The sequence below is a fragment of the Gilliamella sp. CG35 genome (assembly GCF_046635745.1).
GTDB classification, from domain to species: domain Bacteria; phylum Pseudomonadota; class Gammaproteobacteria; order Enterobacterales; family Orbaceae; genus Gilliamella; species Gilliamella apicola_I.
In genome coordinates, this window is sequence record NZ_JBIDFH010000001.1 from 248,024 (window position 1) to 272,717 (window position 24,694).

The following is a 24,694-nucleotide window of genomic DNA, read 5'->3' on the forward strand; positions in this document are numbered from 1 at the left end:
TTATTCCGGCCTAAGCCGGAAAGGTTAAATTTGATTATAAGCGCATTGGCATCACAACATAAATGGCTGACTGATCATTAATGTCTTCAATTTGTACACTTGATGTGGCATCAGTTAAAAGTAGTTGTACACTATCGCACTTCAACGTATTTAATATATCTAATAAATAGGTCACATTAAAGCCAATTTCAAGTTCTGCTGAAGAGTATTTTACATCAACCACTTCTTCTGCTTCTTCTTGTTCTGGGTTATTTGCTGTAATTTTTAATTGGTTGTTGTGAACATGAAGTCGGATACCGCGAAATTTTTCATTGGATAAAATTGCGACACGTGATAACGAATTTCTAAACTCTTCGCACGAAACTTCTAACGGTTTATCGGGATTACGTGGCAATACTCGTTTGTAGTCAGGGAATCTGCCGTCAATCAGTTTTGAGGTGAAGGTAAAATCACCGAGATTAACTCGTAAATTATTATTACCAATTTGTATATTGATAATATCGTCATTATCACTCACCAATTTTGCCAGTTCAATAACGCCTTTTCTTGGTAAAATTACAGAACAAGACGTTGCAATATTTTGACCAATCGGTTGCGAACAAAGAGCAAGTCGATGTCCATCGGTTGCAACAGATTTTAAAAGTCCATCTTCGATTTCAAATAACATACCATTAAGGTAGTATCTTACATCTTGGTTAGCCATCGAAAACTGGACGGCATCGATAAGACGTTTGATTGTTTTTTGTGGTACAGAAAGTTCGACATCGCTTTGCCAGTTTTCTAAGTTAGGAAAATCACTGGCAGGTAGTGTAGATAAGGAAAATTTACTTCGACCAGATTGAATCATCAATCGATTGTCATCAACAGTTATTGAAATCTGAGCATTGTTGGGTAAATTTCGACAAATATCAAGAAACTTTCTCGCTGGGACTGTGGTTGCACCGGGTTCGTTTGCTTCCGTAAGCGGGATATGAGCAATCATCTCTATTTCAAGATCGGTTCCCGTCATGGATAGTGTACTATCACTTACTTGTAACAATAAATTGCCTAAAATTGGTAGCGTCGGGCGACTGCTTAAAGGCGCACTAACAAGTTGCAATGGTTTGATAAGTTTTTCTCGATCAATAATAAATTTCATAATGTTGATTCTTTTATTAAGTTGATAATGTTCGAATTAAATTGGAATAATCCTCTTTAATATCATTGCTTTCTTCTTTTAATTCAGCGATCTTTCTGCATGCATGTAATACAGTCGTATGATCTCTTCCGCCAAAGCCATCACCAATTTCAGGAAGACTTTTATTTGTTAATTCTTTTGCTAATGCCATGGCAACTTGCCGCGGTCTTGCAACAGAACGGGAACGACGTTTGGAAAGTAGATCCGATACTTTAATTTTATAATACTCTGCAACCGTTTTTTGGATATTATCAATAGTAATTAATTTTTCTTGTAAGGCAAGTAAATCTTTCAGAGCATCTTTAACAAAATCAATCGTAATGGATTTGCCCGTGAAATTTGCATTGGCAATTACCCGATTTAATGCGCCTTCTAGTTCTCGCACATTAGAACGTAATCGTTTAGCAATAAAAAAAGCGACTTCTTCAGGTAATTTTATATTATTTTCTTCGGCTTTTTTCATCAAAATTGCGACTCGTGTTTCAAGTTCTGGTGGTTCAATCGCAATCGTTAAGCCCCAGCCAAAACGTGATTTTAAGCGATCTTCAACGCCATCAATTTCTTTGGGATAACGGTCTGAAGTTAAAATAATTTGTTGGTTACCTTCTAATAATGAATTAAAGGTATGGAAGAATTCTTCTTGTGATCGCTCTTTATTGGCAAAGAATTGGATATCATCAATCAGTAATGCATCAACAGAACGATAGTAAATTTTGAACTCTTCTATCGCATTATTTTGCAGTGCCTTTACCATATCTTGAACAAATCGTTCCGAATGCATATAGACTACTTTGGCATTACTTTTGACTTCCATGATTTGATTGCCTACAGCATGTAATAAATGGGTCTTACCTAAACCTGTAGAGCCGTATAAAAATAGTGGGTTATAAGCTTTTCCTGGATTTTGAGCAACCTGTTTGGCAGCAGCTACTGCGAGTTGGTTGGATTTACCTTCAACAAAGCTATTAAATGTATGTTTATGGTTTATTCCCGAGTGATAGGTATGATTATTATTACTTTCTTTGGTTGTTTTCCAAGCCGGCATTACGTCCGTTTTAGGCTGATTATTTTTAGTTTTTTTTTCCATTGACAATGTTGATCCCACCTCAAGGTATAGCTTTAGGGAATCATCATTGAAAAGTGTATTGATCAATTGAGATATGTTGTTAAGGTATTTATTTTTTACCCAATCTAATACAAATCTGTTTGGTGCATAAATATAGAGTTTGTTATCAATCATTTCCGCTTGCAATGGGCGAATCCATAAATTGAATTCCGTTGTAGGAAGTTCTTCTTGTAGTTGAGAAAGACATTCTTGCCAGATAGCGGTAGGCACAAATCACTCCTTTAATTTTTATTATTAACAGCACATCGTTAATTATAAACTTTTTTGTGGATAATTTATAGAGTTTTAATGTTTATTCACTAACTTATTAGCAATAAAAAACCCGGATTAACCGGGTTTTTATTGTTTTGGAAATCGAAAATTAGTGAGTTGTTTCTCTAACTTGTTGAAGGTTAGTTGCTTTCACTTCGATTTGTACACGACGATCTGGTGCTAAACATGCTTTTAATGTAGCGCCACGTTTGCCATTACATTCGCTGCCAGTTACTGGTTGAGATTTACCTACACCACGAGCACTGATGATCTCAGATGGAACACCTTTAGATACTAAGTATTTCATCACAGATTGAGCGCGTTGTTCTGAAAGTTTTTGGTTATAGTTTTCTGAACCGATACGGTCAGTATGACCAATTACTACGATCGCAGTTTGAGTAGGGCTAAGTTTGATAAGATCTTGTAATAATCTATCTAACTCTTCACGACCTTTTTCTTTTAAGTCAGCTTTTGCATAGGCAAATAGAACGTCAGCGTTTAAATCGTAAACTCGTTCAGAAGTTTTAACAACAACTGGAGCTTCAACAGCTGGAGAACCTAAACGGTAAGTGATACCTAAGCTTAAAGTTCCTGCATCTGGAGATGCGTCAGTTTTAGTATGGATATGGTTAACATATTGATACTCTAAACGAGTAGAGAAGTCTTCTGCAAAACGGTAGTCTAAACCTAATGCATAAACTGGAGAAACGTCAGTTTTTGTTCCGCCTTTGCCATAACTTTCTTTAACGTATCCACCGTTTTTCCATTTAGCGATAGTGATCATTGCACCTGCACGACCATAAACATCTAAATCATCAGAGATGAAAGATAATGGATAGCTTAATTTACCAGTTAAAGAAACACCTTGAGCAGAAACTTTACTATGACCTACGTCATAAGTTTTACCTGCATTGTGGTAAGATCTTTTATATTTAGCAGAACCTAACCAATCATAACCTAATTCGAATGCTAAATATGGGTTAGCTTGGAAGCCAAGGAATGCACCACCAGCAACATTACTTTTGTCAGTTGTGCTGATTTTAACATCACGACTAAATGCACGTACTTTACTTTGATCTAAACTATAAAGTTCTGACCAGCCTAATTTACCACCAACGTAAAAAGTGTTGTCTTCATATGCTGCATTTGCCGCAGTAGCTGTTAAGCTCGCAACTGCGATTGCTAGAGCTAATGTTGTTTTTTTCATTTTGTTGCCTCAACTTGAATGTTGTTATAGACGTTGTTTGCTTTCCTTTTAATTAAATTTTACTTTAAATAAAGGATCGATTACTTATTGTTTTTAATTATGATGCACATAATTTGATTTCAATTATAGCATATATTATACGCAGATCTATAATTAATGACACTTTATGTAAAAAAAGTTTACACAATCTTTTAAGTAATTTTATTGATGACGATATAAAAGTCATTGATTGTTGTTGATAATAAGTTCGCCATGATGAAAAAATCGGCTTCTAATTTTTTATCAAATTCATCAGCGCCAATATCCTCATTTTCATCTAAAACACTAGAATCAAATTTTATTCGCTTCAATGTTAAATCATTATTGACGATAAAATTCACACCTCTTTCGTCGATAATTTTCACTTTTGTTATCCATTTTCCCGAATCAAAATGTATCATCATTTCATCACTGGTGATATCTTGATTTTTGCAGCTAATAATCCCGTTTCCTTCAAGTGGATCTTTTAATTCGGCTTGATCACCTAATATAAAAGGTGCAAAGTTCAGTTTTTCTTTGACCCAAGTTGTCATGATTTGCTCAACTGGTTTTTCAATGGAGAGCGGTGTTAATGCAAGAACTCCCAATTCCTTACGTAGAATAGCCAAAATATCTTCTGCTTGCTTAAAACTGCTGGTATCAAGAATAATACGTTTATTTATGGTGTCTATCCATAACCAGTAATGATTGTATTTACTAAATGCTCTAGGCATAAGGTCGATCATGACTTCATCTTTTAACGTTGCCTTTTCATTTTTAGTTAACTTTCTACTCAGTGCTTGTTCTTGTTTATCAATTTTTTCAAGTAGAGCTTGTTTGATAACAGGAGCCGGTAAAAGTTTTGTTTCTTTTTTTATACGTAATAAAAGGTGACCTTGCATATCAACAATAAAATCATCGTGATAATTATCATTATAAGGTGAAACCCAACCCATTTTCATGGTATCTATATTTCCACATGGGGTAAAAGGTACCGATTTGATAGCTTTTTCAATAGCGTTTTTGTCAAGTAAAGTGTCATTATTAAGTTGGTAAATAATGGCATTTTTAAACCAAAGCATAATTTTGATTTCCTAAATTTATTTTAATGATATCCAAACTGTATCAGGATTAATTTGATTAAATCGTTTATCTATATTGTATGGGGTAAATAAAAAGTATTGAAATTAAAATTTATAAGAGACTCCCATATAAAATGAGGTTACAGTGCTTTTGTTAACCATTGGGCTATTAGCTGCATCACCGGTTAATTTGTCGACATGCATGCCACCGAACAGATTAAGATGTTCGGTTAATGTATATTGTGCACCTATTTCGATATAGGGTGTGAAAGATCCGTTAGCATGATAATAGCGTAAATCAGAACGAGAAGATTCTTTATGTGATATCCCATAGTAATAATTATTGTGTTTGTTATTTGCCCAGTTAATACCTATTGTTGGAACAATAATTAAATTACCTAGCATAAATGGTACGCTGTAATCGGCATTGACTAAGATGCTATTACTTTTATTTAGCATGTCTGCTCCAATGCTGCTTGAAAAACTGCCCCAATTGGTATCAATAGAGTACTCAATTTCTGCTAATAATGTTGCATGACGGCTATCAAGCCGTTTTAATTGGCGATTATTTGAGTCGTGTGGTTTGAATTCATTATCAAGATAACGGGCACCGATAGATAAACTTTGATTATCGTTATTAAAAACATACACACCAGCCGATAGATCATCGATAAAAAATGTATCATTATCGTAATCGATATGGGGAACTGGATAGTAACTGGAACTATAACCTTTGTAAGGTGAATTTGACCAACCGCCACCAACACCGATAAAAGTAGGATCTGCTAATGCGGTTTCACCAAATCCTAATGCAGATAACGCTAAAATAGGAATTATGCAGTGTGATTTTTTCATAGGGTTTATATCCATTTGGGTAACAATGCTATCCTCTAGCAGAAAATTATTTCGCTGAGTTTGATACTATCGTCACACAATCTATACAGTAATTGTACATTGTAACAAACAATTTTCTTGAATAATAATGCCACATTTTATCGTGTTTGAATATGGATTAGTGAGATAATTATGAGTAAACCAACTTTAGAAATGATTAATAGTCGTCCTGACGATGCAACATTATTAGCTGATGAAGCTAAATATTGCTCTTTTGGTGATACTGTTCATTATGTTGAACCACCAAAGATTTTTGATGGTTGCGAAGGTAGCTACATGTATGATAAAGAAGGTAAAGCTTTCCTTGATTTACAAATGTGGTATTCAGCATGTAATTTTGGCTATGCTAATGAGCGATTAAACAACGTACTTAAAAAGCAAATTGATACTTTACCACAATGTGCTAGCCAATATTTGCATCCAACCAAAATTGAATTAGCTAAAACCATTGCACAAGGTATGGAACAGCGTTTTGGTTATCAAGGACGAGTTCATTTTAACGTTGGTGGATCACAATGTATTGAAGATTCTTTAAAAGTAGTACGTAATGCTACTGGTGGTAAGTCATTAATGTTTGCGTTCCAAGGTGGTTATCATGGTCGTACACTTGGCGCATCTTCAATTACTTCTAGTTATCGTTACCGTCGTCGTTATGGTCATTTCGGTGATCGTGCTATGTTTGTTCCTTTCCCATATCCGTTCCGTCGTCCAAAAGGCATGACCGCAGAAGAGTATGGTGAACACTTAGTTGCTGAGTTTGCACGTCTATTTGAAACTGAATACCACGGTGTATGGGATCCAAAAGTAGGACAAGCTGAATATGCTGCATTTTATGCAGAACCATTACAAGCAACGGGTGGTTATATTGTTCCACCTCGTAACTACTTTAAAGGTTTGAAAAAAGTATTAGATCAATATGGAATTTTATTGGTTGTTGATGAAATCCAAATGGGCTTTTATCGTACAGGTAAACTTTGGTCAATTGAGCATTTTGATGTTAAACCTGATGTGGTTGTCTTTGCCAAAGCGTTAACTAATGGTCTTAATCCACTAGGTGGTTTATGGGCACGTGAAGAGTTGATTAATCCTGAGGTGTTCCCTGTCGGCTCAACGCATTCAACGTTTGCTTCTAATCCATTAGGTACAGCAGTTGGCCTTGAAGTGTTAAAAATGACGTCAGAAACTGATTACGAAACCATGGTTATGGAAAGTGGTGCTTATTTCCTTGAAGGTTTAAAAACACTTGAGAAGAAACATAAAGAGATTGGTGAAGTTGATGGTTTAGGTCTTGCGCTTCGTGCCGAAATCTGTACCGAAGATGGTTTTACCGCTAACAAAGCGTTAGTAGATAAAATGGTGGATATCGGTATGTCAGGTGATCTTGATTGGAAAGGTAATAAAATGGGCTTGGTGCTTGATATCGGTGGTTATTATAAAAACGTGATCACTTTTGCTCCATCGCTACATATTACTCGTCAAGAGATTGATCAAGGTATCGAACTACTTGATCAGTTAATTACCCGAGCGAAAAAAGAACTTTAATTGTTAATTTCTAACCTTCCCGTCAACTCTTGTTGGCGGGACTGCACATGATAGCCAATCGTTTAAATATATTTATGAAATACATCAATCAGCTAGAACCAAATGAATTAGTCGACAATTTTTTGACTTATCCACCGCATGATTTTACGGCGTGGCTGAGTGAAAATGGTGTGCCTGCTTTTGCTGCAAAGTTTGATTTATTAACTACTGCTGATGATGATTTTAAGCATAAGATCCAAAAACTCCCTTTTTTTAAAAAATGGCGACATTGGTTACAGCCGAAAACTTGTTTTATAGGAACAACCGTTTCTGAATATGCTCTATTGACCGATCAGGTAGAAGCAGAACAGTTAGCGGATAACATTAAAACCGCATATACAAAAAAGTCTCCTTTTGTTATTGTCAAAGATTTGCCTTTATCCTCGCCTTTACTTAGCGAACAAGACAATCATTATTCAAACCAGCTTATTTCGGCATTAAAAACAAGAGGGTTTATTGAAGTTGAAGGACAAGCATTAGCTTGGTTACCGATTGATTTTAGTGATTTAAATGATGTGTTTTCACGATTTTCGTCCAGCCGTCGCAAGAATTTTAGACGTAAATTAAAAGCTCGCGAAAAATTAGAGATTAAGGTTTTGCATAGTGGTGATGAGTGCTTTTTTGATGATGAGGTGTTAGATCATTATTACCAACTTTACCTCAATGTGTATCAACAGAGTGAGGTTCATTTTGATTTACTGACCAAACCGTTTTTTATTCAATTGCTGCAAAGTAAATCTATCCAAGCACGCATTTTTACCTATTATCACGATAATGAACTAATTGGCTACAATATCTGCTTTGTCGTAAATAATATGTTGGTCGATAAATATATTGGCTTGGTTTATCCTCAAGCTCGTGACTTTAATCTTTATTTTGTTAGTTGGTTTTTCAATCTGGAATATGCCATTGAGCAAGGATTTAGTCACTATATTGCGGGTTGGACAGATCCTGAGGTTAAACGATCGTTAGGTGCGCAATTTACTTTAACCAAACATTTGGTTTACATCCGTAATCCATTATTAAGATTTATTTTAAGCAAATTGATTGGTCATTTTGAAAGTGACAAGGAGAAAGTAGCATGACATATCCTATTATACTCAATTTCGATCAGAGTGTAGGCGAGATTAATAATGCTAAAATAATTGATGTAACTCAGTGGCAAGATACGATTCGCTTTGGTTGCTCTGAAAAAAAATTCTGCCAATTTAAAGCTGAATTACAGCAATCCTTACCTGAACATTATGGTACAGTCTTTATGGGAAGTGGTGATTATCACCATATTTCATTGCTGCTTATTGAACGGTTGGCTAAACACTATTCCGCCGATAATCCAATCCAAGTAATTGTGTTTGATAATCATCCTGATAATATGCGCTATTTATTTGGTATTCATTGTGGTTCATGGGTTAGCTATGTGGCAAGTTTACCCTTTGTCAGTCATGTTCATGTGTTAGGTATCACATCTCATGATATTGGACTTTCCCATTTTTGGGAAAATAGATGGAAACCCCTTTTTCAGAAAAAACTGACGTATTGGAGTTTGGATGTCAATGTGTCGTGGGCAAAAAAAATAGGTTTGGGGCAAGCTTTTCGCCATTTTTCTACTCCAGATGATCTGATTGCTAGTTTCTTATCCGAACAATACCATAGCGCCGAACCTGTGTATTTATCGATAGATAAAGATGTATTAAGTGAAAAGGTCATTCACACTAATTGGGATCAAGGTCAATTACAAACTTATCATCTGCTTGATACCATTACTTCGTTAAAGCAACGTATTGTGGCAAGTGATATCACTGGTGAATTGTCAATATGGCAACCCTCTAATTGGTTCAAACGGTTGCTGAGTTCATTAGATAAACAACCTACTATTGAGGCAGATAACTTACACAATTGGCAACAAGCACAACATCAGCTTAATTTAACATTATTAAAAGCTTTATCAGTATAACGACAAGTTTAGAAGCTGTAGCTGATTATTTAAGAAATCAACTACAGTTTGAATTAACTTTTATTGATGATTATCAGCGTTTTGCTTAGCCAATTGGCTTTCCGCTAAAGCCAAAAACAAGATACCTGATACAATAAGAATGGTGCCAATTAACTTATATAATGTGATTGGTTCATGAAACAGCCATATCGAAGCTATCATGACCGTGACAACTTCAAAGTGAGAGGCAGCAAAAGCTGGTCCAACAGGGGCTTTTTTTAATAAAGTCATCCAAGTAAAAAAAGTTAAAATATAACCAGCGATAGAGATGTATATCCATGGATTAGTAAATACCCTGACTAACCAATCAACACTCATTGCTAGTGGTTCGGCATGGATGGCAGTTAATTTAAAGCTACATTGTGCAATAGTATCGAAAAAAAGTAATACCGTAAAACCGATTAAATAGAATCTAGCCATATTAAGACATCCCTACAAAGATTACGCCAGCAGTAATGAGTAACATACCAATGAGTCGGTAAACAGTTAATAGTTCTTTGAAAAGCACTCGACCAACTAACATAATGGTGATGATATTAAATGATGCCAGCAACACCCCTTGAGAAAGTGGAACCAATGTTAAAAATGCTAACCATAATAAAAATTCTGCAACGTAAGAAATTATACCAATCCAGATCCAATGATTTTTAGCCAAATCAACCCAGTAATACCAGCCATCTCGATTATTAGGGGCGGTTGCTGCATATTTAAAAGCAACTTGCCCTAATGTATCAAAACAGATATTACTAACCCAAAGTATAATCACTAATAGCGACATTATGAATTGGTTCCTTCTGCTATTTCATTGAAGAATGATGCGCACTCTTTAATGACTTCACGACGTTGGCTATCAATTGTAATTAAATGATAACTATCATAAAGTACCACTAATTTTTTTGATCCTGAAACGTGTTTCTCAACTAATTTAGCGTTGGTTTCAATATCAGCTATGTCATCATGACCAGAATGCATAATCAAACACGGTGAAGTCACCTTAGGTAGTGCTTGGCGAACGTTTTTAGCTAACAATTGCATTTCGGCCAGTGCAGGAAAAGGATTTCCAGCAAGTCCGGCAGATGCCGCATCACCACTCAGCATACTTTCCGATACAACGGCTCGGATCCGCTCATCTTTAAGCCCATAAGGTGGCTTTTCGATGAAAGAAACCTTTTGGAAAAGCCCCAGTTTTTTCAAATACACCAGCAAGAAAAAGAATTTTTTAGCCCAAAATGGCATGCTCCAACCATCATAATAAAAAGTAGGTGCTAAAACACCCACACCTTTAATTTGCTCTGGTCTATCTGATGCAAGTTTAAGCGCAAGGAGTGCGCCCATGGATAAACCGGCAACAAAAACATTATCAACATGTTTTGCTAAAAAATCAGCACCATCTTTTACACTTTGATACCAATCTTGCCAAGTGGTTTTACAAAGATCCTCTTCAGTACCACAGTGACCCGCTAATTGTATAGCATAAACGGTAAATCCGGCTTTATGTAAACCATTAGCTAAAATACGCATTTCGTTGGGTGTACCTGTTAAGCCATGTATCAAAAGTACACCATTTTTGTTACCCGGTAAAAAATAAGATAAATCTTCAATTGTACTCATTATTATTCCTAATTATTTTACCATCATGACAGGGATAAGAGCATCTTGAGTTTTTTTCAGTGCTGTCGTGACATCGGCAAAACGTTGAATAGCACAGTGTTCAATCTTGTTGGTTTCACAATATTGAATCAATTTGTCTTTTGCAAATACAAAGTCCACATTATGAGATACACAATAATCGGATGTGCCATCACCTACATACAGTATTTGTGGAAAGAATTGTTGTTTTTTAACATGATTACATTTGCAATTTCCACTTTGTTTAATACAGTTTTTATTCGCATAAGGAAATTCAAGACGCCAACTACGCCCATTATCATGCATTAATTTATTGGCATATATCGGGATATGTGTTATACCGTGTCGTTTTAAAACAAATTGAATTGCGTAATCTAACCCATCACTCACAATATGAACTGGGATATTATTCTGTTCAGTATAATCAATGAATGATTTAAACGTTGAATCAATTTCGATTTGTGATAAAACGTGATTGAGTTCATCTAAACTGGCATCCATTAAGGCAATTTGTTTACTCATGCACTCTTGGGAGCCAATTTTACCGTTAACCCATAACTCTTCAAGCTCATCACAACCATCTTGACCAAAATGACTCAGCAATGTATCTGTCACATCTTTGACACTTATGGTGCCATCGAAGTCACACAAAACAATAGGAGTTTGATGTTGTGTATAAGATGGTGTATATAGATGACTAGTAATTGATGAAAAAGTATTCATATTTGAAATAAAAATAGTCTATTTATATATATTGGCGCAAATTTTCTCACAGAGTCGCTTTGAACATTGTAGGCTCTTTGTATATATTTTGTAACGAAGTTAAAATTGTCTGTATAATAAGGATTCTTTTAGCACAAGTTACGGTAATGAGAACCTAAGATGAGTGAACGTATTTTAATCATTGAAGATGATCAAAGGTTAGCTAATTTAATAAAAGTTTATCTGGTTCGCCAAGGATATCTTGTTGATTGGCATAATAGTGGTGAAGGTGCAGAAGAAAAAATTCAAGAAATAAATCCCGATTTGGTTATTTTAGATGTGATGCTTCCCGAAAAATCTGGTTTTGATATCTGTCGAGATATACGGACATGGTTTACAAATTATATTCTTATCATGACGGCTAGCGAAGATAATATTGACGAAATTGTCGGTTTGGAATTAGGAGCAGATGACTATCTGGCAAAACCAGTCGAGCCAAGGTTATTATTGGCACGCATTCGAGCTTTATTAAGACGAAAGCAAATTGAATCCGAGAAAGAAGTAAATAAAGATCCCGTCACGGCAACGAATAATAAAACGTTGATTTTTGATAATCTGATTATCGATGATGAAAATCGAAAAGTATTACTTGAAGGTCAAGAAATCGATCTCACCACAGCAGAGTTCGATCTACTTTGGTTGTTGGCGAATAATGCAGGTAAAATTTTATCTCGTGATGATATTTTTTCTCAAGTTCGAGGTATAGATTTTGATGGAACGGATCGTTCTATCGATGCTCGTATTTCTCGATTACGACGTAAGTTACTTGATGATCCTGATAACCCTTCACGTATTAAAACGGTTCGAGGTAAAGGTTATCTATTTATGAGAGAAGGGGATAATCATTGAGACAATTATTAGCAAAACCGCTGTTTTTTAATCGTCGGATTGTTTTTTATCTGGTTATCTTACTTTCACTACAATGTATTATTGCCTATGGTGCACTACTCGTTTTTGATTCTTTGCCTTCTTCATTAACGGATATCCCTGATGACCACATTGTCTTTCGTGAATCACAACGAGGTACGGTCAATCTGATTCGAATGCAAATTAATGAGAATAAAGATCGTCCTCTGCAAGAAGTGGTAGATGAACTGCAACCCTATTTTGGGTATCCGATTGAAGTTTTACCGAGTCATACTTCGTTACCCCATTCCATCAATAAAGAGCTAGCAGAACTTGGATTTGCCTATGATGGTGACAAAGAAGTGGTCTATATTGATTTAAAAGAGGGGCATCTTCTTCAGCTAGGCCCTATTATGATGCGGGATATTCTAGAATCAAACACGATGTCTTTAAGTGTTTTTCTCGTTATTTGGGCGCTTTTTAGTGCAATTGTCTTTTTTATTTTAATCTATTTTGCGTTTAGTGCTGTTTGGAAGGATTTGGTTAGTATCAGACAGACAGCCGAACAGCTTGGTCAAGGAAACCTTAAAGCGCGTACTGAAAATGTTAAAGGCTGGTTATTTAAACCGTTAGCAAATGTGTTAAATAATATGGGAACACACATTGAGCATTTAGTTAGCACTAATCAAACCATTTCGCATGCAATGGCGCATGAACTTCGTACGCCACTGGCTCGTATGCGATTTGAGCTCAGTATGCTTGAAGAATGTGATGATGTACAAGAAAAGTTATTGCTGCAAAAAGGAATGAGCGATGATATTAATGAACTTGAAACACTCATTAATGCCAGTTTAAGTTACTTTAAAATGCAGCAAAGTAATATTGAGTTAAATTTAACGTCGGTATCACTCAAGCAGTGGGCGGAAAAAGTTTGTCAATCTCTCGAATTATTCAAACCTAAAGAATTTGAGTTAGTTTGTCACAGTCAAGACGTAAAAGCGCTTATTGATACTAATCTGGTTGAAACCATAGTTAAGAATTTATTACTTAATGCGTTCAAATATGCAACGCATAAAGCGGTTTTAAATATTACAAAACAGAACAATCGAGTTATTATAGAGATTGATGACGATGGTCCCGGTATCCCGTTTGATGCACGTGAAAAAATTTTTATGCCCTTTGCAAGGCTTGATACCAGTCGAACTCGTTCAACAGGTGGATATGGTCTTGGATTAGCTTATGTAAAATTAATGGCAGAGTTTCATAATGGGAAAGCATTTGTTGTCACTAGCCCTTTAGGCGGTGCAAGATTTGTTGTTTCAATAAAGTCTGGTGAAGAATAATTTTATTGGGAATTCGTTTTTAGAAAACAGAAAAGCATATCAATTCAAATCATGCTGTTTTTTCATTTCAGAAAAACAAAAAATTTGTTATATTCTCAAGTCAAATGAGATAAGTAACCAAACTAATAGTTAAAATTTTGTATTAGCTAACAACAATCAGAGGTTTTTATGAGCGGTTCACTACCGACCGAGACAGAGACACGTCCAACTAACTTTATACGTCAAATTATCGATGCTGATCTTGCAGCAGGAAAATATAAAACGACGCATACACGTTTTCCTCCAGAACCAAATGGTTATTTGCATATTGGTCATGCCAAATCAATTTGCTTAAATTTTGGGATTGCTCAGGATTATCAAGGTAAATGTAATTTACGTTTTGATGATACTAATCCTGTTAAAGAAGATGTCGAATATGTTGAATCGATAAAAGAAGATGTTCGTTGGTTAGGGTTTGAGTGGGATGGTGAAATTTGTTACTCATCTGATTATTTTGACCGATTATATGAATATGCGATTGAGTTAATCAATAAAGGATTAGCCTATGTTGATGAGCTTTCGCCTGATGAAATTCGTGAATATCGTGGTACGTTGAAAGAACCGGGTAAAAATAGTCCTTATCGTGATCGTAGCATTGATGAAAATTTAGCATTATTTATTCAAATGAAAGAAGGTAAATTTGCTGAAGGTAAAGCATGTCTAAGAGCAAAAATTGATATGGCTTCACCTTTCATTGTTATGCGTGATCCGGTGTTATATCGTATTAAATTTGCAGAACATCACCAAACAGGCAATAAATGGTGTATTTATCCAATGTACGATTTTACCCACTGTATATCTGATGCGATTGAAAATATTACTCACTCACTCTGTACGCTTGAATTTCAAGACAATCGTCGTTTATATGACTGGGTATTAGATAACATAACGATTGAAGCTCGCCCACATCAATATGAGTTTTCTCGATTAAATTTAGAGTATGCTATTACCTCTAAACGGAAATTAAATTTACTCGTATCAGAAAAAATCGTTGATGGTTGGAATGATCCTCGGATGCCAACTATTTCGGGTCTCCGTCGTCGAGGTTATACGCCTGCTTCAATTCGAGAGTTTTGCCGTCGAATTGGTGTGACGAAACAAGAAAACACGGTAGAGATGAGTACGCTTGAATTTTGTATCCGTGAAGATCTTAACGAAAACGCGCCGCGAGCGATGGCTGTTCTTGATCCTGTTAAAGTGGTAATTGAAAACTATTCTGAAACAATTGATGAAGTTCTCAACGTACCTAATCACCCAAATCGTCCTGAACTTGGTCATCGTGAAGTGCCATTCACTCGTGAGCTGTATATCGATCGTGCTGATTTTAGAGAAGAAGCTAACAAAAATTACAAACGCTTAGTATTGGGTAAAGAAGTACGCTTACGAAATGCTTATGTCATTCGTGCTGATCGGGTTGAAAAGGATTCACAAGGCAATATTCAAACGATTTATTGTAGTTATGACCCTGCCACTTTAAATAAAAATCCGGAAGATGGACGTAAAATTAAAGGCGTTATTCATTGGGTTTCAGCCAAATTTGGTAAACCAGCAGAAATTCGCCTTTATGATCGTTTATTTAATACGCCTAATCCTGGGGCAGCAGACGACTTTTTATCAACCATTAACCCAAGCTCTTTAATCGTTAAACAGGGTTTTGTTGAGCCAAGTTTACAAAATGCTGAAGTTGGACATGCTTATCAATTTGAACGTGAAGGATACTTCTGTTTAGATAGTAAATATGCAATTGATGACAATTTAGTATTCAACCGAACGGTTGGATTAAGAGATAGTTGGAACGAAGCTTAAATTAACCAGATTTGCCGACATGATGTCGGCAAATCACTTTTTAAATGTGATTACTCACCGATTTTAAACAATTTTGTTTGTTGATCTAAATAGCTGAGAATATCTGGCATTCGGTATTTACCTGCCATTGATTGTATGTTTTTAGCTGCACTCGTTAGTGCTACACCAACTGAGGTTACATAAAGCGGGTGTTTACTATGACCTCGGACAACTTCCATTAAATAGTCACTATTGCCTGCAAAAGGTTTTTTAGCCACGCCGATAATAGGTACTTTTTTATTTAAAGCATTATATAAATGCCCACCCAAACCTATTTTACCTTCATTTAAATGCACATAACCATCAATGATAATTGTTGAAATTTTATTAAGATCGACTTTATTGAGCAGGGATAAAATGCAAGGTAATTCACGTTGATAAAATTGACCAGATTGATAAGGAGCAACATTATCTTGATAGTCAGTAATTATACTTTGAATGTCAGATTTTGAATCGCACCAATGATTAAATAACACCCCCACTGTTTTTGCTCGAGTATCGATATAATAAACATCAATTGCAAGTATCATATTAAATTCCGTTTCGATAAAACTTATTGATCATTAAATCAATATACTGAGATTAATTTAGTAAAACAAGTCAGTATTTTTAATAATTGGAGTGATTAATTTGATTAAATTTTGTTTTTTTTAACATTATAAATAACTTAATTTTTATACTTTATTTTATATTCATAATAAGAAATAGCCATAAATAAAAATAATAATCTAACACATAGGGTTAGTTAACCCTATGTGAAATATGTAATTTACTATTTATTAGCCTCATTATTTTCAACCTTTATTTTTGGCGGTAATGGTGCTAAATAACCGATGATTAGCATCAGTATTGCTATAGCAATAAATGCAAATGCTTTCAATAATCCCTCAAGTTCAATGCTATCAATCAAAATTAACTTGATTACGACAATAGTTTGGAGTGTTACTCCTGTAAACCATGTAATACGTTGTTGATAACGATGACCAATAGTGACTAAGACAACGGCACCAAGCGTCCATATAAGTGAAATTGTTGCTTGAATGATTTTGGAATTCCATAATTGATAAAACGACCAAGGTATATCAAGCCATTGACTTAAGCATCTCAAAATCATACTGTTGGTCCATAAACAAGCCATGACAATTAATAGTATGGTAGCAAAATTAGGCAATTTTTGATTAATGTTAGACAGACTAATTTTCTGATCATCAAATTGTATGAAATAAGCGCTGAATTTTATCCAAATTCGAATCATGAGTAAGGCAAAAATTGCACTCAATTCAAGCGGATTAAATATTGGTATATAAGGCCAATTGATTATTTGACCACTATAAAAGATAAATATGAATAATTTCACAAATAAATAAATTATGATAGGGGCTAAACCTATTAACCAATAAGTTTTACTAATCGCAAAATGAGTTAATAATCTTTTTTTAACAAGAAGATAAAATAATAATACAATACCGCTATCCAGGAAGAATAATGTACAGTATTGAATAGTCTCTAAGCTTAGTGGTAATAAACTTAAACTATTCTTAATTTCTAAGAATAACCAATCTAAAGTCATCAAAAACAAACTAATATGCAGGATTAAATAAAAATAATTTTGAGCCTTAATTAATCTGTCTTTGATAATATACAAATAAAAATAGCAACTCAAAAAGGCGATTGCCCAAACCATGTTCCAGTTAGTCTTCAATAAATTAGTATCAAATAAGAATTTTTCATTGATTAATCGTAAAAATAACATGATCGGCCAGAGCAGTAAAACAGCAAATTTGAGCATAGTCCATTTTAGTTTTTGACCGATGTAATACCAGACCCATGTAGCAATTAGGAAAGCTAAAAGTAAAATTGGTAGTTTATGTGCTATTTGGTCAATTCTTATAATGCTATATAGAATCCATATTACCCAAGCGTGGCTAGCCAATACAAAAAATACGATTTTGAAAATGTTACCCCAATTATTTTGATTACAGTAATAGTGCCAAATAAGAGCATTAATCAGTAAAATCAGGCTAATCAATCCTAAAAAGAGTATATTTTCTGTGACGGTAAAGACTAAATTAGGCAAATTATAACAGAAGTATAGCAAACTAAATGTATTAATGAATGCCCCTAGCATGGCAAATTTGAACTGTCTGTTATTGAGCATTACCCAACTTAATGCAGTGCCTTCAAAAAACCAAATTAATACTGTCCATTCAAGATTAAACCAAAGAGCAATCGCTAATGTAATAAAAGAGAGTCCTATTGCAATACCAAACAATGAACTTGTTCTTGATGTAAATCGATTATAATGTAACGTGATATAAAATATTGTTAAATAAAATATTCCAAATCCCAACGAAGAAAATGTCGGTCCAAGCGGCCATTGTCGCGTGATAGCATATTGCAACATAAAGGCAGTTATAGGGGTGCCAAAAAATAAAATAATATCAATAATATGTGGATGGTTTTTCTTATTAGTTTTATGACCAGCTAATGAGGTAGCTAAAATGCCATAGGTTATCATGTTAACGATGATAAAAAACTGGCATTCAGTATAAAATTCTGGGCGAAAATTAATTATTCCCCATGATGCGGTAATTACAAAAGTAAATACAAATCCTATTAAGTTAAGTATTCGCCATGATTGCCAAATACTAATTACTAAAATTGCACTCGAAATGACGGAATAATAACTGAATAATGTAATGTGATTATCTGAATTTGTTGATAACAATATCGGGGCTAAATAGCCACCAATACTGGCAATAATTGCCAAACTCATTGCGCGTTGTAAAACAGCGAATAAAACGCTCACTGAACAGAGGGTGATTAATAAAATAATAGCAACTAAGAATGGAATAAGTGCATAAAGTTTACAGGCTGCAAATATAGTTAAATATAAAATACCTACAGAACCGCCTTGTAATATTAAGGCATATATCCGTTTTTTTGTGCGTAAATACCAACCAAACACAAATAATACTAAACCTAAGATCAGTGCACCAAAAATACGAACATTAGGTAAGATTAATTGATTTTCAATACTATGCTTAAATAAATATGAAAGACCAAAAAATAGGATAATAATGCCAACTTTAGCTATCAAATTGCCTTGAAAAAGCCAGGTAAAAAACGAATTGAAAACACTGGAGTTTTTGCCTTGTTTGGTTGATTGATTTCTTAATGGCGAGCTTTCCCATGGTTGATGTTGTGATGTTTGTGTTGACGTTACCGGTTGAATATTGGTTAGTTGTTGTAAATCATTGGTGTTTTCTGATTGCTCAACATATTCAGATTTTTTTTCTGCGATTTTTACATCCTGTTCAATAGTGGCTTTGAGGTTGGAATGAACAAGATCAGATTCTACCGACTTAGTATTGTTTTCTGTTAATTCATAACGTTGAATTTTTTTTGTTAGCTCATTAATTTGAGATTGTAAATTGTCTAAACTTGAATTCAAACATAAACTGATTATTATCACTATTGAAATCAGTAGAACGAAAATCAATAGTATTGTAAATGTGCTTATCATATTTCTTATATTTCTGAGATATTTTTTTATTAGTTACGGTATATTATATGTAATCGATAACAAATAACAAGGTGAATTACAACACAATAAATGTTTTAAAGATAGCCACATTGTTTACTTTCTTTTATACTATTGCTCTATTTTTTACCTGTTTTTGGCTTAAAAAGAGTAATTAGCATGAAAATTTTAGCTGGTTCTTCTGCTGTATCTGCATTTCGTATTCATAAACTTCTCTCTGCTTGTTCTGAACAATCTATCCCTATTATGAGTGTTGAAGCACAATATTTGCATTTTATTGATTTGAAAGGTGAATTAACTTTTGCCCAGCAGCTAACCCTTGAGAAATTATTACAATACGGGCCGAAATCGGCTCAAATCACTGTTTCGAACAAATCAAACAAAACGCTTTTTTTAGTTATACCAAGAATAGGGACAATTTCACCATGGTCATCAAAAGCCACCGATATAGCGCATAATTGTGGTTTACGACAAATTCAACGCATTGAGCGAGGCATTGCTTATTATATTCAAACGAGTTCACCATTGACTGATATACAAAAAAACGATTTTTTGGCATTCATTCATGATCGAATGATGGAAACAGTTTTGACTTGTCTGGAACAAGCAGAACAGTTATTTAAAGTCGAACAACCTGTTCCTGTGACTACTATTGATTTGTTAGGTCAGGGGCGTAAGGCATTAGAAGCGGCCAATATTAAATTAGGCTTAGCTTTAGCGTCAGATGAAATGGATTATTTAGTTGAAAACTTCCAAAAACTCAATCGTAATCCAACGGATGTCGAGCTTTATATGTTTGCTCAAGCAAATTCAGAACATTGTCGACACAAAATTTTTAATGCCGATTGGATTATAGATGGTGAAAAACAGCCTAAATCGCTGTTTAAAATGATTAAAAATACTTATGAAAAGACACCCGATTATGTTTCTTCTGCATATAAAGATAATGCGGCGGTAATGGATGGCTCTCAAGTTGGACGTTTTTTTGCTGATAGTAGTAATCAAACCTACAGTTATCATCAGGAATATGCCGATATTTTGATGAAGGTTGAAACACATAATCATCCCACAGCGATATCACCTTGGCCAGGCGCAGCAACGGGTAGTGGGGGGGAAATTCGTGATGAAGGCGCAACCGGACGAGGCGCAAAACCGAAAGCGGGTTTAGTCGGATTTTCGGTTTCCAATTTGCGTATTCCCCATTTTGAGCAACCGTGGGAACACGATTTTGGTAAACCTGACCGAATTGTCAGTGCGTTAGATATTATGCTCGATGGCCCATTAGGTGGTGCTGCATTTAATAATGAGTTTGGTCGCCCTGCGCTATTGGGGTATTTTCGTACCTATGAAGAATACGTTAATAGCCACAATGGTTATGAGCTTCGTGGTTATCATAAACCCATAATGCTTGCTGGAGGCATGGGCAATATCCGTCGAGAACATATTCAAAAAGGTGAGTTTCCTGCTGGTTCTAAGTTAATTGTGTTAGGTGGGCCGGCAATGAATATTGGTTTAGGAGGAGGTGCGGCATCATCAATGACATCGGGACAATCTGATGCAGATTTAGATTTTGCGTCAGTGCAGCGTGATAATCCCGAAATGGAACGTCGTTGTCAGGAAGTCATCGATCGGTGTTGGCAACTTGGCAAAAATAATCCTATTTTATTTATTCACGATGTAGGGGCTGGTGGTCTATCAAATGCGATGCCAGAGCTGGTCAGTGATGGTGGCTGTGGTGGTCAATTTGAATTACGGAAAATTTTAAGTGATGAACCCGGAATGTCACCGCTAGAGATTTGGTGTAATGAATCACAAGAACGTTATGTTCTCGCCATTCACCCAGATAGTCTTGATGTATTTGATGAACTTTGTCAACGTGAACGCGCACCGTATGCGGTAATTGGTGAAGCTACGTTTAATAAAACGGTGACACTACATGATGAGTATTTTAATAATAATCCGATTGATTTACCTTTAGATGTTTTATTGGGTAAAACACCTAAAATGTTAAGAGAAGTCAAAACACAACAAGCACATGGCGATAATTTTTCAACGGCTGATATCAATTTATATGATGCGGTTAAACGGGTTTTACATTTACCGACCGTTGCTGAAAAAACGTTTTTAATTACTATCGGTGATCGCACTGTTACCGGTATGGTTGCACGAGACCAAATGATTGGGCCATGGCAAGTACCGGTCGCTGATTGTGCTGTGACAACGGCGAGTTTAGATAGTTATTATGGTGAAGCCATGTCAATGGGGGAACGGGCACCGGTTGCTTTACTTAACTTTGCTGCCTCGGCAAGACTTGCCGTGGGTGAAGCCATTACCAATATAGCGGCAACCAACATTGGCGATATCAAGCGAATTAAGCTTTCAGCTAACTGGATGGCTGCAGCAGGCCACCCAGGTGAAGATGCTGGACTTTATCATGCCGTAAAAGCGATAGGTGAAGAATTATGCCCAATATTAGGGTTGGCCATTCCGGTTGGAAAAGACTCCATGTCGATGAAAACCACATGGCAACAAAATGGTGAACAACAATCGGTAACCTCACCATTATCGTTAGTCATTTCGGCTTTTGCTCGTGTTGAAGATGTCCGTAAAACAGTAACTCCCCAATTACGAGTTGATGTTGATAATACTTTATTACTTGTTGATCTTTCCAAAGGTCATCAAGCACTGGGTGCGACTGCATTGGCACAGGTTTATCGTCACTTAGGGCAAAAAACAGCTGATGTACATGATGCTAAAGAGCTTTTAGCTTTTTATCAGGCTATCCAAACGCTTATCAATCAAGATGCGTTACTTGCTTACCATGATCGCTCAGATGGCGGATTAATTATCACATTAGCTGAAATGGCTTTTGCCGGTCATTGTGGGATTGATGTTGATATTGCAGCATTAGGTCACGATATGATTGCCACCCTGTTTAATGAAGAACTGGGCGCCGTCATTCAGGTGGCTAACGAGCATCTGGAAAGTGTCATGGCATGTTTTAATCAATATGGATTGTCACATACCGTTCATGTGCTTGGTGAAGCAAAGACGGGGCAACAATTTATTATTCGCAACAACTCAGCTGTAGTTTACAGTGAATCACGTACCACGTTACGAACATGGTGGGCTGAAACCACCTGGCAGATGCAACGTCTACGTGATAATCCACAATGTGCAGATCAAGAACATCAAGCGAAACAAAACGAAAGTGATCCTGGTTTAAATGTAAAACTTACCTTTGATCCTCAGAATGATATTGCTGCTCCTTATATAGTTAAAGGCGTTAAACCCAAAGTCGCCATTTTACGTGAACAGGGCGTTAATTCCCATGTTGAGATGGCTGCTGCATTTGACAGAGCGGGGTTTGATGCCATTGATGTACATATGACGGATTTATTAAAAGGTCGTGTATCATTGAGTCAATTTAGTACATTGGTTGCTTGTGGTGGCTTCTCTTATGGTGATGTTTTAGGTGCAGGTGAAGGTTGGGCGAAATCAATATTGTTTAACGAAAAAGTTCGACAAGAGTTTGAAAAATTCTTTCAACGTGATAACACTTTATCATTAGGCGTCTGTAATGGTTGTCAAATGATGTCAAATTTAAAGGATTTGATTCCTGGTGCAGAATTATGGCCTCGTTTTGTTCGTAATGTATCGGAACGTTTTGAAGCTCGCTTTAGCTTGGTACAAATTCAACAAAGCCCTTCTTTACTATTAAGTGATATGGCAGGTTCGCATATGCCAATCGCAGTTTCACATGGTGAAGGACAAGTTGAAACGCGTGATCAAGCGCATCTAAATGCGTTAGAAGCATCAGGTTTAATTGCTGTTCGTTATATCGATCATTTTGGACAAGTGACCGAGCAATATCCAGCTAATCCTAACGGTTCACCAAATGGAATAACTGCTGTCACATCACAAGATGGTCGAGCAACGATTATGATGCCTCACCCTGAACGAGTGTTTCGAACGGTAACCAATTCATGGCATCCCGAAAATTGGGGAGAAGATAGTCCTTGGATGCGTATTTTCCGTAATGCACGTAAGCAACTAGGCTAAAAAAATCGCCGGCAAATTGTCGGCGATAACATTTTATCTAAACTAACATGATTATGATTGTGGTGACTGTTTTTGTCGATTAAGTAATGGTTTTCCTAACAGGATATTCATTTTTCGTAACAGCTTATCGGTTGTTTCCCAATTAATACAAGCATCCGTCACCGATACACCATATTTAAAGTTTTCTTTTGGTTGCTCGGAAGATTGATTGCCTTCGTTTAAATTACTTTCAATCATCACACCAATAATAGCATTATTACCTTGTTCAATTTGGTCAATGATTGAGTTCGCAACAATGGGTTGATTTCGATAATCTTTATTAGAATTAGCATGGCTGCAATCAATCATAAGATTAGGTAGTAAGCCTGCTTTTTGCATTTGGATCTCACAGAGTGCAACATTTTCAGCATCAAAATTAGGTGCTTTACCACCTCGTAAAATGACATGTCCATTTGGATTGCCCAGTGTTTGAAGTACGGTAACTTGTCCTTGCTGATTAATCCCGACAAAACGGTGTGCCATTGAAGCCGATTTCATCGCATTTATAGCGACATCTAAGCTACCATCAGTCCCATTTTTAAAACCAACAGGCATTGAAAGACCCGATGCCATTTCACGATGAGTTTGTGATTCTGTTGTTCTTGCCCCAATTGCAGCCCAACTAATTAAATCACCAATATATTGCGGTGTGTTGGGATCGAGAGCTTCGGTCGCGATTGGTAACCCAATTTTGACGATATCAAGTAATAATTTACGTGCTTTTTTTAGACCAAATTCAATATCAAACGAACTATCCATATGCGGATCATTGATCATACCTTTCCAACCAACAGTGGTTCGTGGTTTTTCAAAATAGACACGCATAACAATAAATAGATTATCTTTAACTTCGTCAGCTAGTTTTTTTAACTTATGTGCATATTCAATGGCAGCATCAGTATCATGAATAGAGCAAGGGCCGCATACAATTAATAAGCGGTGATCTCGGCGTTCTAAAATATCAACTATGGTTTGACGTGATGATGCAATTTGCGTTTCTAATTCATGTGATAAAGGGTAAAGCGCTTTTATTTCTTCAGGGGTAATTAACATGTGCTCATCTCGAATTCGGACATTATTGAGTGTATCTTTTAACATTTTGCATTCCTTATGAGAGTCATTTAAATATTTTATATGTAAAATATTTATTACATAAACGGACAATATGTAAACACAAAAATACAATGTAGTAAACCAAATTTTTTAAATCTTAAATAATAAAGATTGTTTTATGTGTTGTATCTATAAATTATCT

The 24,694-nt window shown here is 35.6% G+C and carries 19 protein-coding genes; 7 read left to right on the forward strand and 12 right to left on the reverse strand.

Annotated elements, in window-relative coordinates; all coding sequences use genetic code 11:
• Nucleotides 1-34 precede the first annotated feature (34 nt).
• From dnaN to ACGH4F_RS01200, 5 genes are all read right to left on the reverse strand, one after another.
• Nucleotides 35-1,138, reverse strand: coding sequence for a DNA polymerase III subunit beta (gene dnaN / locus ACGH4F_RS01180; protein WP_267350413.1), 1,104 nt, complete (start codon nucleotides 1,136-1,138; stop codon nucleotides 35-37).
• Nucleotides 1,139-1,154: 16 nt separating this feature from the next.
• Nucleotides 1,155-2,513, reverse strand: a complete 1,359-nt coding sequence (gene dnaA / locus ACGH4F_RS01185; protein ID WP_267350415.1) for a chromosomal replication initiator protein DnaA — start codon at nucleotides 2,511-2,513, stop codon at nucleotides 1,155-1,157.
• A 151-nt stretch (nucleotides 2,514-2,664) separates the two neighbouring features.
• A complete protein-coding gene (gene ompA, locus ACGH4F_RS01190; RefSeq protein WP_267350416.1) occupies nucleotides 2,665-3,762 on the reverse strand; it encodes a porin OmpA in 1,098 nt (365 codons plus the stop codon).
• A gap of 191 nt (nucleotides 3,763-3,953) precedes the next feature.
• Entirely contained in the window at nucleotides 3,954-4,862 is a 909-nt protein-coding gene (locus ACGH4F_RS01195; RefSeq protein ID WP_267350418.1) for a recombination-associated protein RdgC, read from the reverse strand.
• Between the two features lie 105 nt (nucleotides 4,863-4,967).
• Nucleotides 4,968-5,717 (reverse strand): MipA/OmpV family protein, encoded by a 750-nt coding sequence (locus ACGH4F_RS01200; protein WP_411589675.1) that lies wholly within the window; start codon nucleotides 5,715-5,717, stop codon nucleotides 4,968-4,970.
• Nucleotides 5,718-5,888: 171 nt separating this feature from the next.
• Here ACGH4F_RS01200 and ACGH4F_RS01205 point away from each other — a divergent pair, with 171 nt between their 5' ends.
• The 3 genes from ACGH4F_RS01205 to ACGH4F_RS01215 are packed head-to-tail and all read left to right on the forward strand — an operon-like array spanning nucleotide 5,889 to nucleotide 9,291.
• On the forward strand, nucleotides 5,889-7,298 hold the full coding sequence (locus tag ACGH4F_RS01205) for an aspartate aminotransferase family protein (protein WP_143425959.1): 1,410 nt from the start codon (nucleotides 5,889-5,891) through the stop codon (nucleotides 7,296-7,298).
• A gap of 47 nt (nucleotides 7,299-7,345) precedes the next feature.
• Nucleotides 7,346-8,422 carry a GNAT family N-acetyltransferase gene (locus tag ACGH4F_RS01210; protein ID WP_411589676.1) on the forward strand — a complete coding sequence of 359 codons (1,077 nt, stop codon included), beginning with the start codon at nucleotides 7,346-7,348 and terminating at the stop codon, nucleotides 8,420-8,422.
• Nucleotides 8,419-9,291 (forward strand): arginase family protein, encoded by an 873-nt coding sequence (locus tag ACGH4F_RS01215; RefSeq protein ID WP_267350423.1) that lies wholly within the window; start codon nucleotides 8,419-8,421, stop codon nucleotides 9,289-9,291. The genes ACGH4F_RS01210 and ACGH4F_RS01215 overlap by 4 nt, the downstream gene beginning before the upstream one ends.
• Nucleotides 9,292-9,351: 60 nt before the next feature.
• Here ACGH4F_RS01215 and ACGH4F_RS01220 read toward each other — a convergent pair whose 3' ends face one another.
• From ACGH4F_RS01220 to ACGH4F_RS01235, 4 genes are read right to left on the reverse strand one after another with little or no spacing between them, the layout of a single operon-like run.
• A complete protein-coding gene (locus ACGH4F_RS01220) occupies nucleotides 9,352-9,750 on the reverse strand; it encodes a DMT family transporter (protein ID WP_065558651.1) in 399 nt (132 codons plus the stop codon).
• 1 nt (nucleotide 9,751) lies between these two features.
• Entirely contained in the window at nucleotides 9,752-10,108 is a 357-nt protein-coding gene (locus ACGH4F_RS01225) for an EamA family transporter (protein WP_065558652.1), read from the reverse strand.
• Complete coding sequence (locus ACGH4F_RS01230; protein ID WP_411589678.1) at nucleotides 10,108-10,941, reverse strand: alpha/beta hydrolase; 834 nt, start codon at nucleotides 10,939-10,941, stop codon at nucleotides 10,108-10,110. Before ACGH4F_RS01230 ends, ACGH4F_RS01225 begins: the two co-directional genes overlap by 1 nt.
• Before the next feature lie 12 nt (nucleotides 10,942-10,953).
• Nucleotides 10,954-11,682 carry an MtnX-like HAD-IB family phosphatase gene (locus ACGH4F_RS01235; protein WP_081299083.1) on the reverse strand — a complete coding sequence of 243 codons (729 nt, stop codon included), beginning with the start codon at nucleotides 11,680-11,682 and terminating at the stop codon, nucleotides 10,954-10,956.
• A gap of 159 nt (nucleotides 11,683-11,841) precedes the next feature.
• On the opposite strand from ACGH4F_RS01235, the gene ACGH4F_RS01240 reads away from it, so the two are divergent.
• The 3 genes from ACGH4F_RS01240 to glnS all read left to right on the forward strand — a co-directional run bounded on the left by ACGH4F_RS01240 (nucleotide 11,842) and on the right by glnS (nucleotide 15,755).
• The gene (locus tag ACGH4F_RS01240) at nucleotides 11,842-12,570 is read left to right on the forward strand and encodes a winged helix-turn-helix domain-containing protein (protein ID WP_267350428.1); all 729 of its coding nucleotides are present in this window, start codon (nucleotides 11,842-11,844) and stop codon (nucleotides 12,568-12,570) included.
• On the forward strand, nucleotides 12,567-13,910 hold the full coding sequence (locus ACGH4F_RS01245; protein ID WP_411589680.1) for an ATP-binding protein: 1,344 nt from the start codon (nucleotides 12,567-12,569) through the stop codon (nucleotides 13,908-13,910). The genes ACGH4F_RS01240 and ACGH4F_RS01245 overlap by 4 nt, the downstream gene beginning before the upstream one ends.
• A 168-nt stretch (nucleotides 13,911-14,078) precedes the next feature.
• The gene (gene glnS / locus ACGH4F_RS01250) at nucleotides 14,079-15,755 is read left to right on the forward strand and encodes a glutamine--tRNA ligase (RefSeq protein WP_411589681.1); all 1,677 of its coding nucleotides are present in this window, start codon (nucleotides 14,079-14,081) and stop codon (nucleotides 15,753-15,755) included.
• Nucleotides 15,756-15,805: 50 nt separating this feature from the next.
• Here glnS and ACGH4F_RS01255 read toward each other — a convergent pair whose 3' ends face one another.
• Together ACGH4F_RS01255 and ACGH4F_RS01260 are read right to left on the reverse strand one after the other, a co-directional pair.
• Nucleotides 15,806-16,324, reverse strand: coding sequence for an endonuclease V (locus tag ACGH4F_RS01255; protein ID WP_411589682.1), 519 nt, complete (start codon nucleotides 16,322-16,324; stop codon nucleotides 15,806-15,808).
• A gap of 242 nt (nucleotides 16,325-16,566) precedes the next feature.
• A complete protein-coding gene (locus tag ACGH4F_RS01260) occupies nucleotides 16,567-19,248 on the reverse strand; it encodes a DUF2339 domain-containing protein (RefSeq protein WP_411589683.1) in 2,682 nt (893 codons plus the stop codon).
• A gap of 249 nt (nucleotides 19,249-19,497) precedes the next feature.
• Between ACGH4F_RS01260 and purL the strand changes: the two genes are divergently transcribed.
• Nucleotides 19,498-23,400, forward strand: coding sequence for a phosphoribosylformylglycinamidine synthase (purL, locus tag ACGH4F_RS01265; protein WP_411589684.1), 3,903 nt, complete (start codon nucleotides 19,498-19,500; stop codon nucleotides 23,398-23,400).
• 51 nt (nucleotides 23,401-23,451) lie between these two features.
• Here purL and ACGH4F_RS01270 read toward each other — a convergent pair whose 3' ends face one another.
• On the reverse strand, nucleotides 23,452-24,537 hold the full coding sequence (locus tag ACGH4F_RS01270) for a 3-deoxy-7-phosphoheptulonate synthase (RefSeq protein ID WP_411589686.1): 1,086 nt from the start codon (nucleotides 24,535-24,537) through the stop codon (nucleotides 23,452-23,454).
• Nucleotides 24,538-24,694 lie beyond the last annotated feature (157 nt).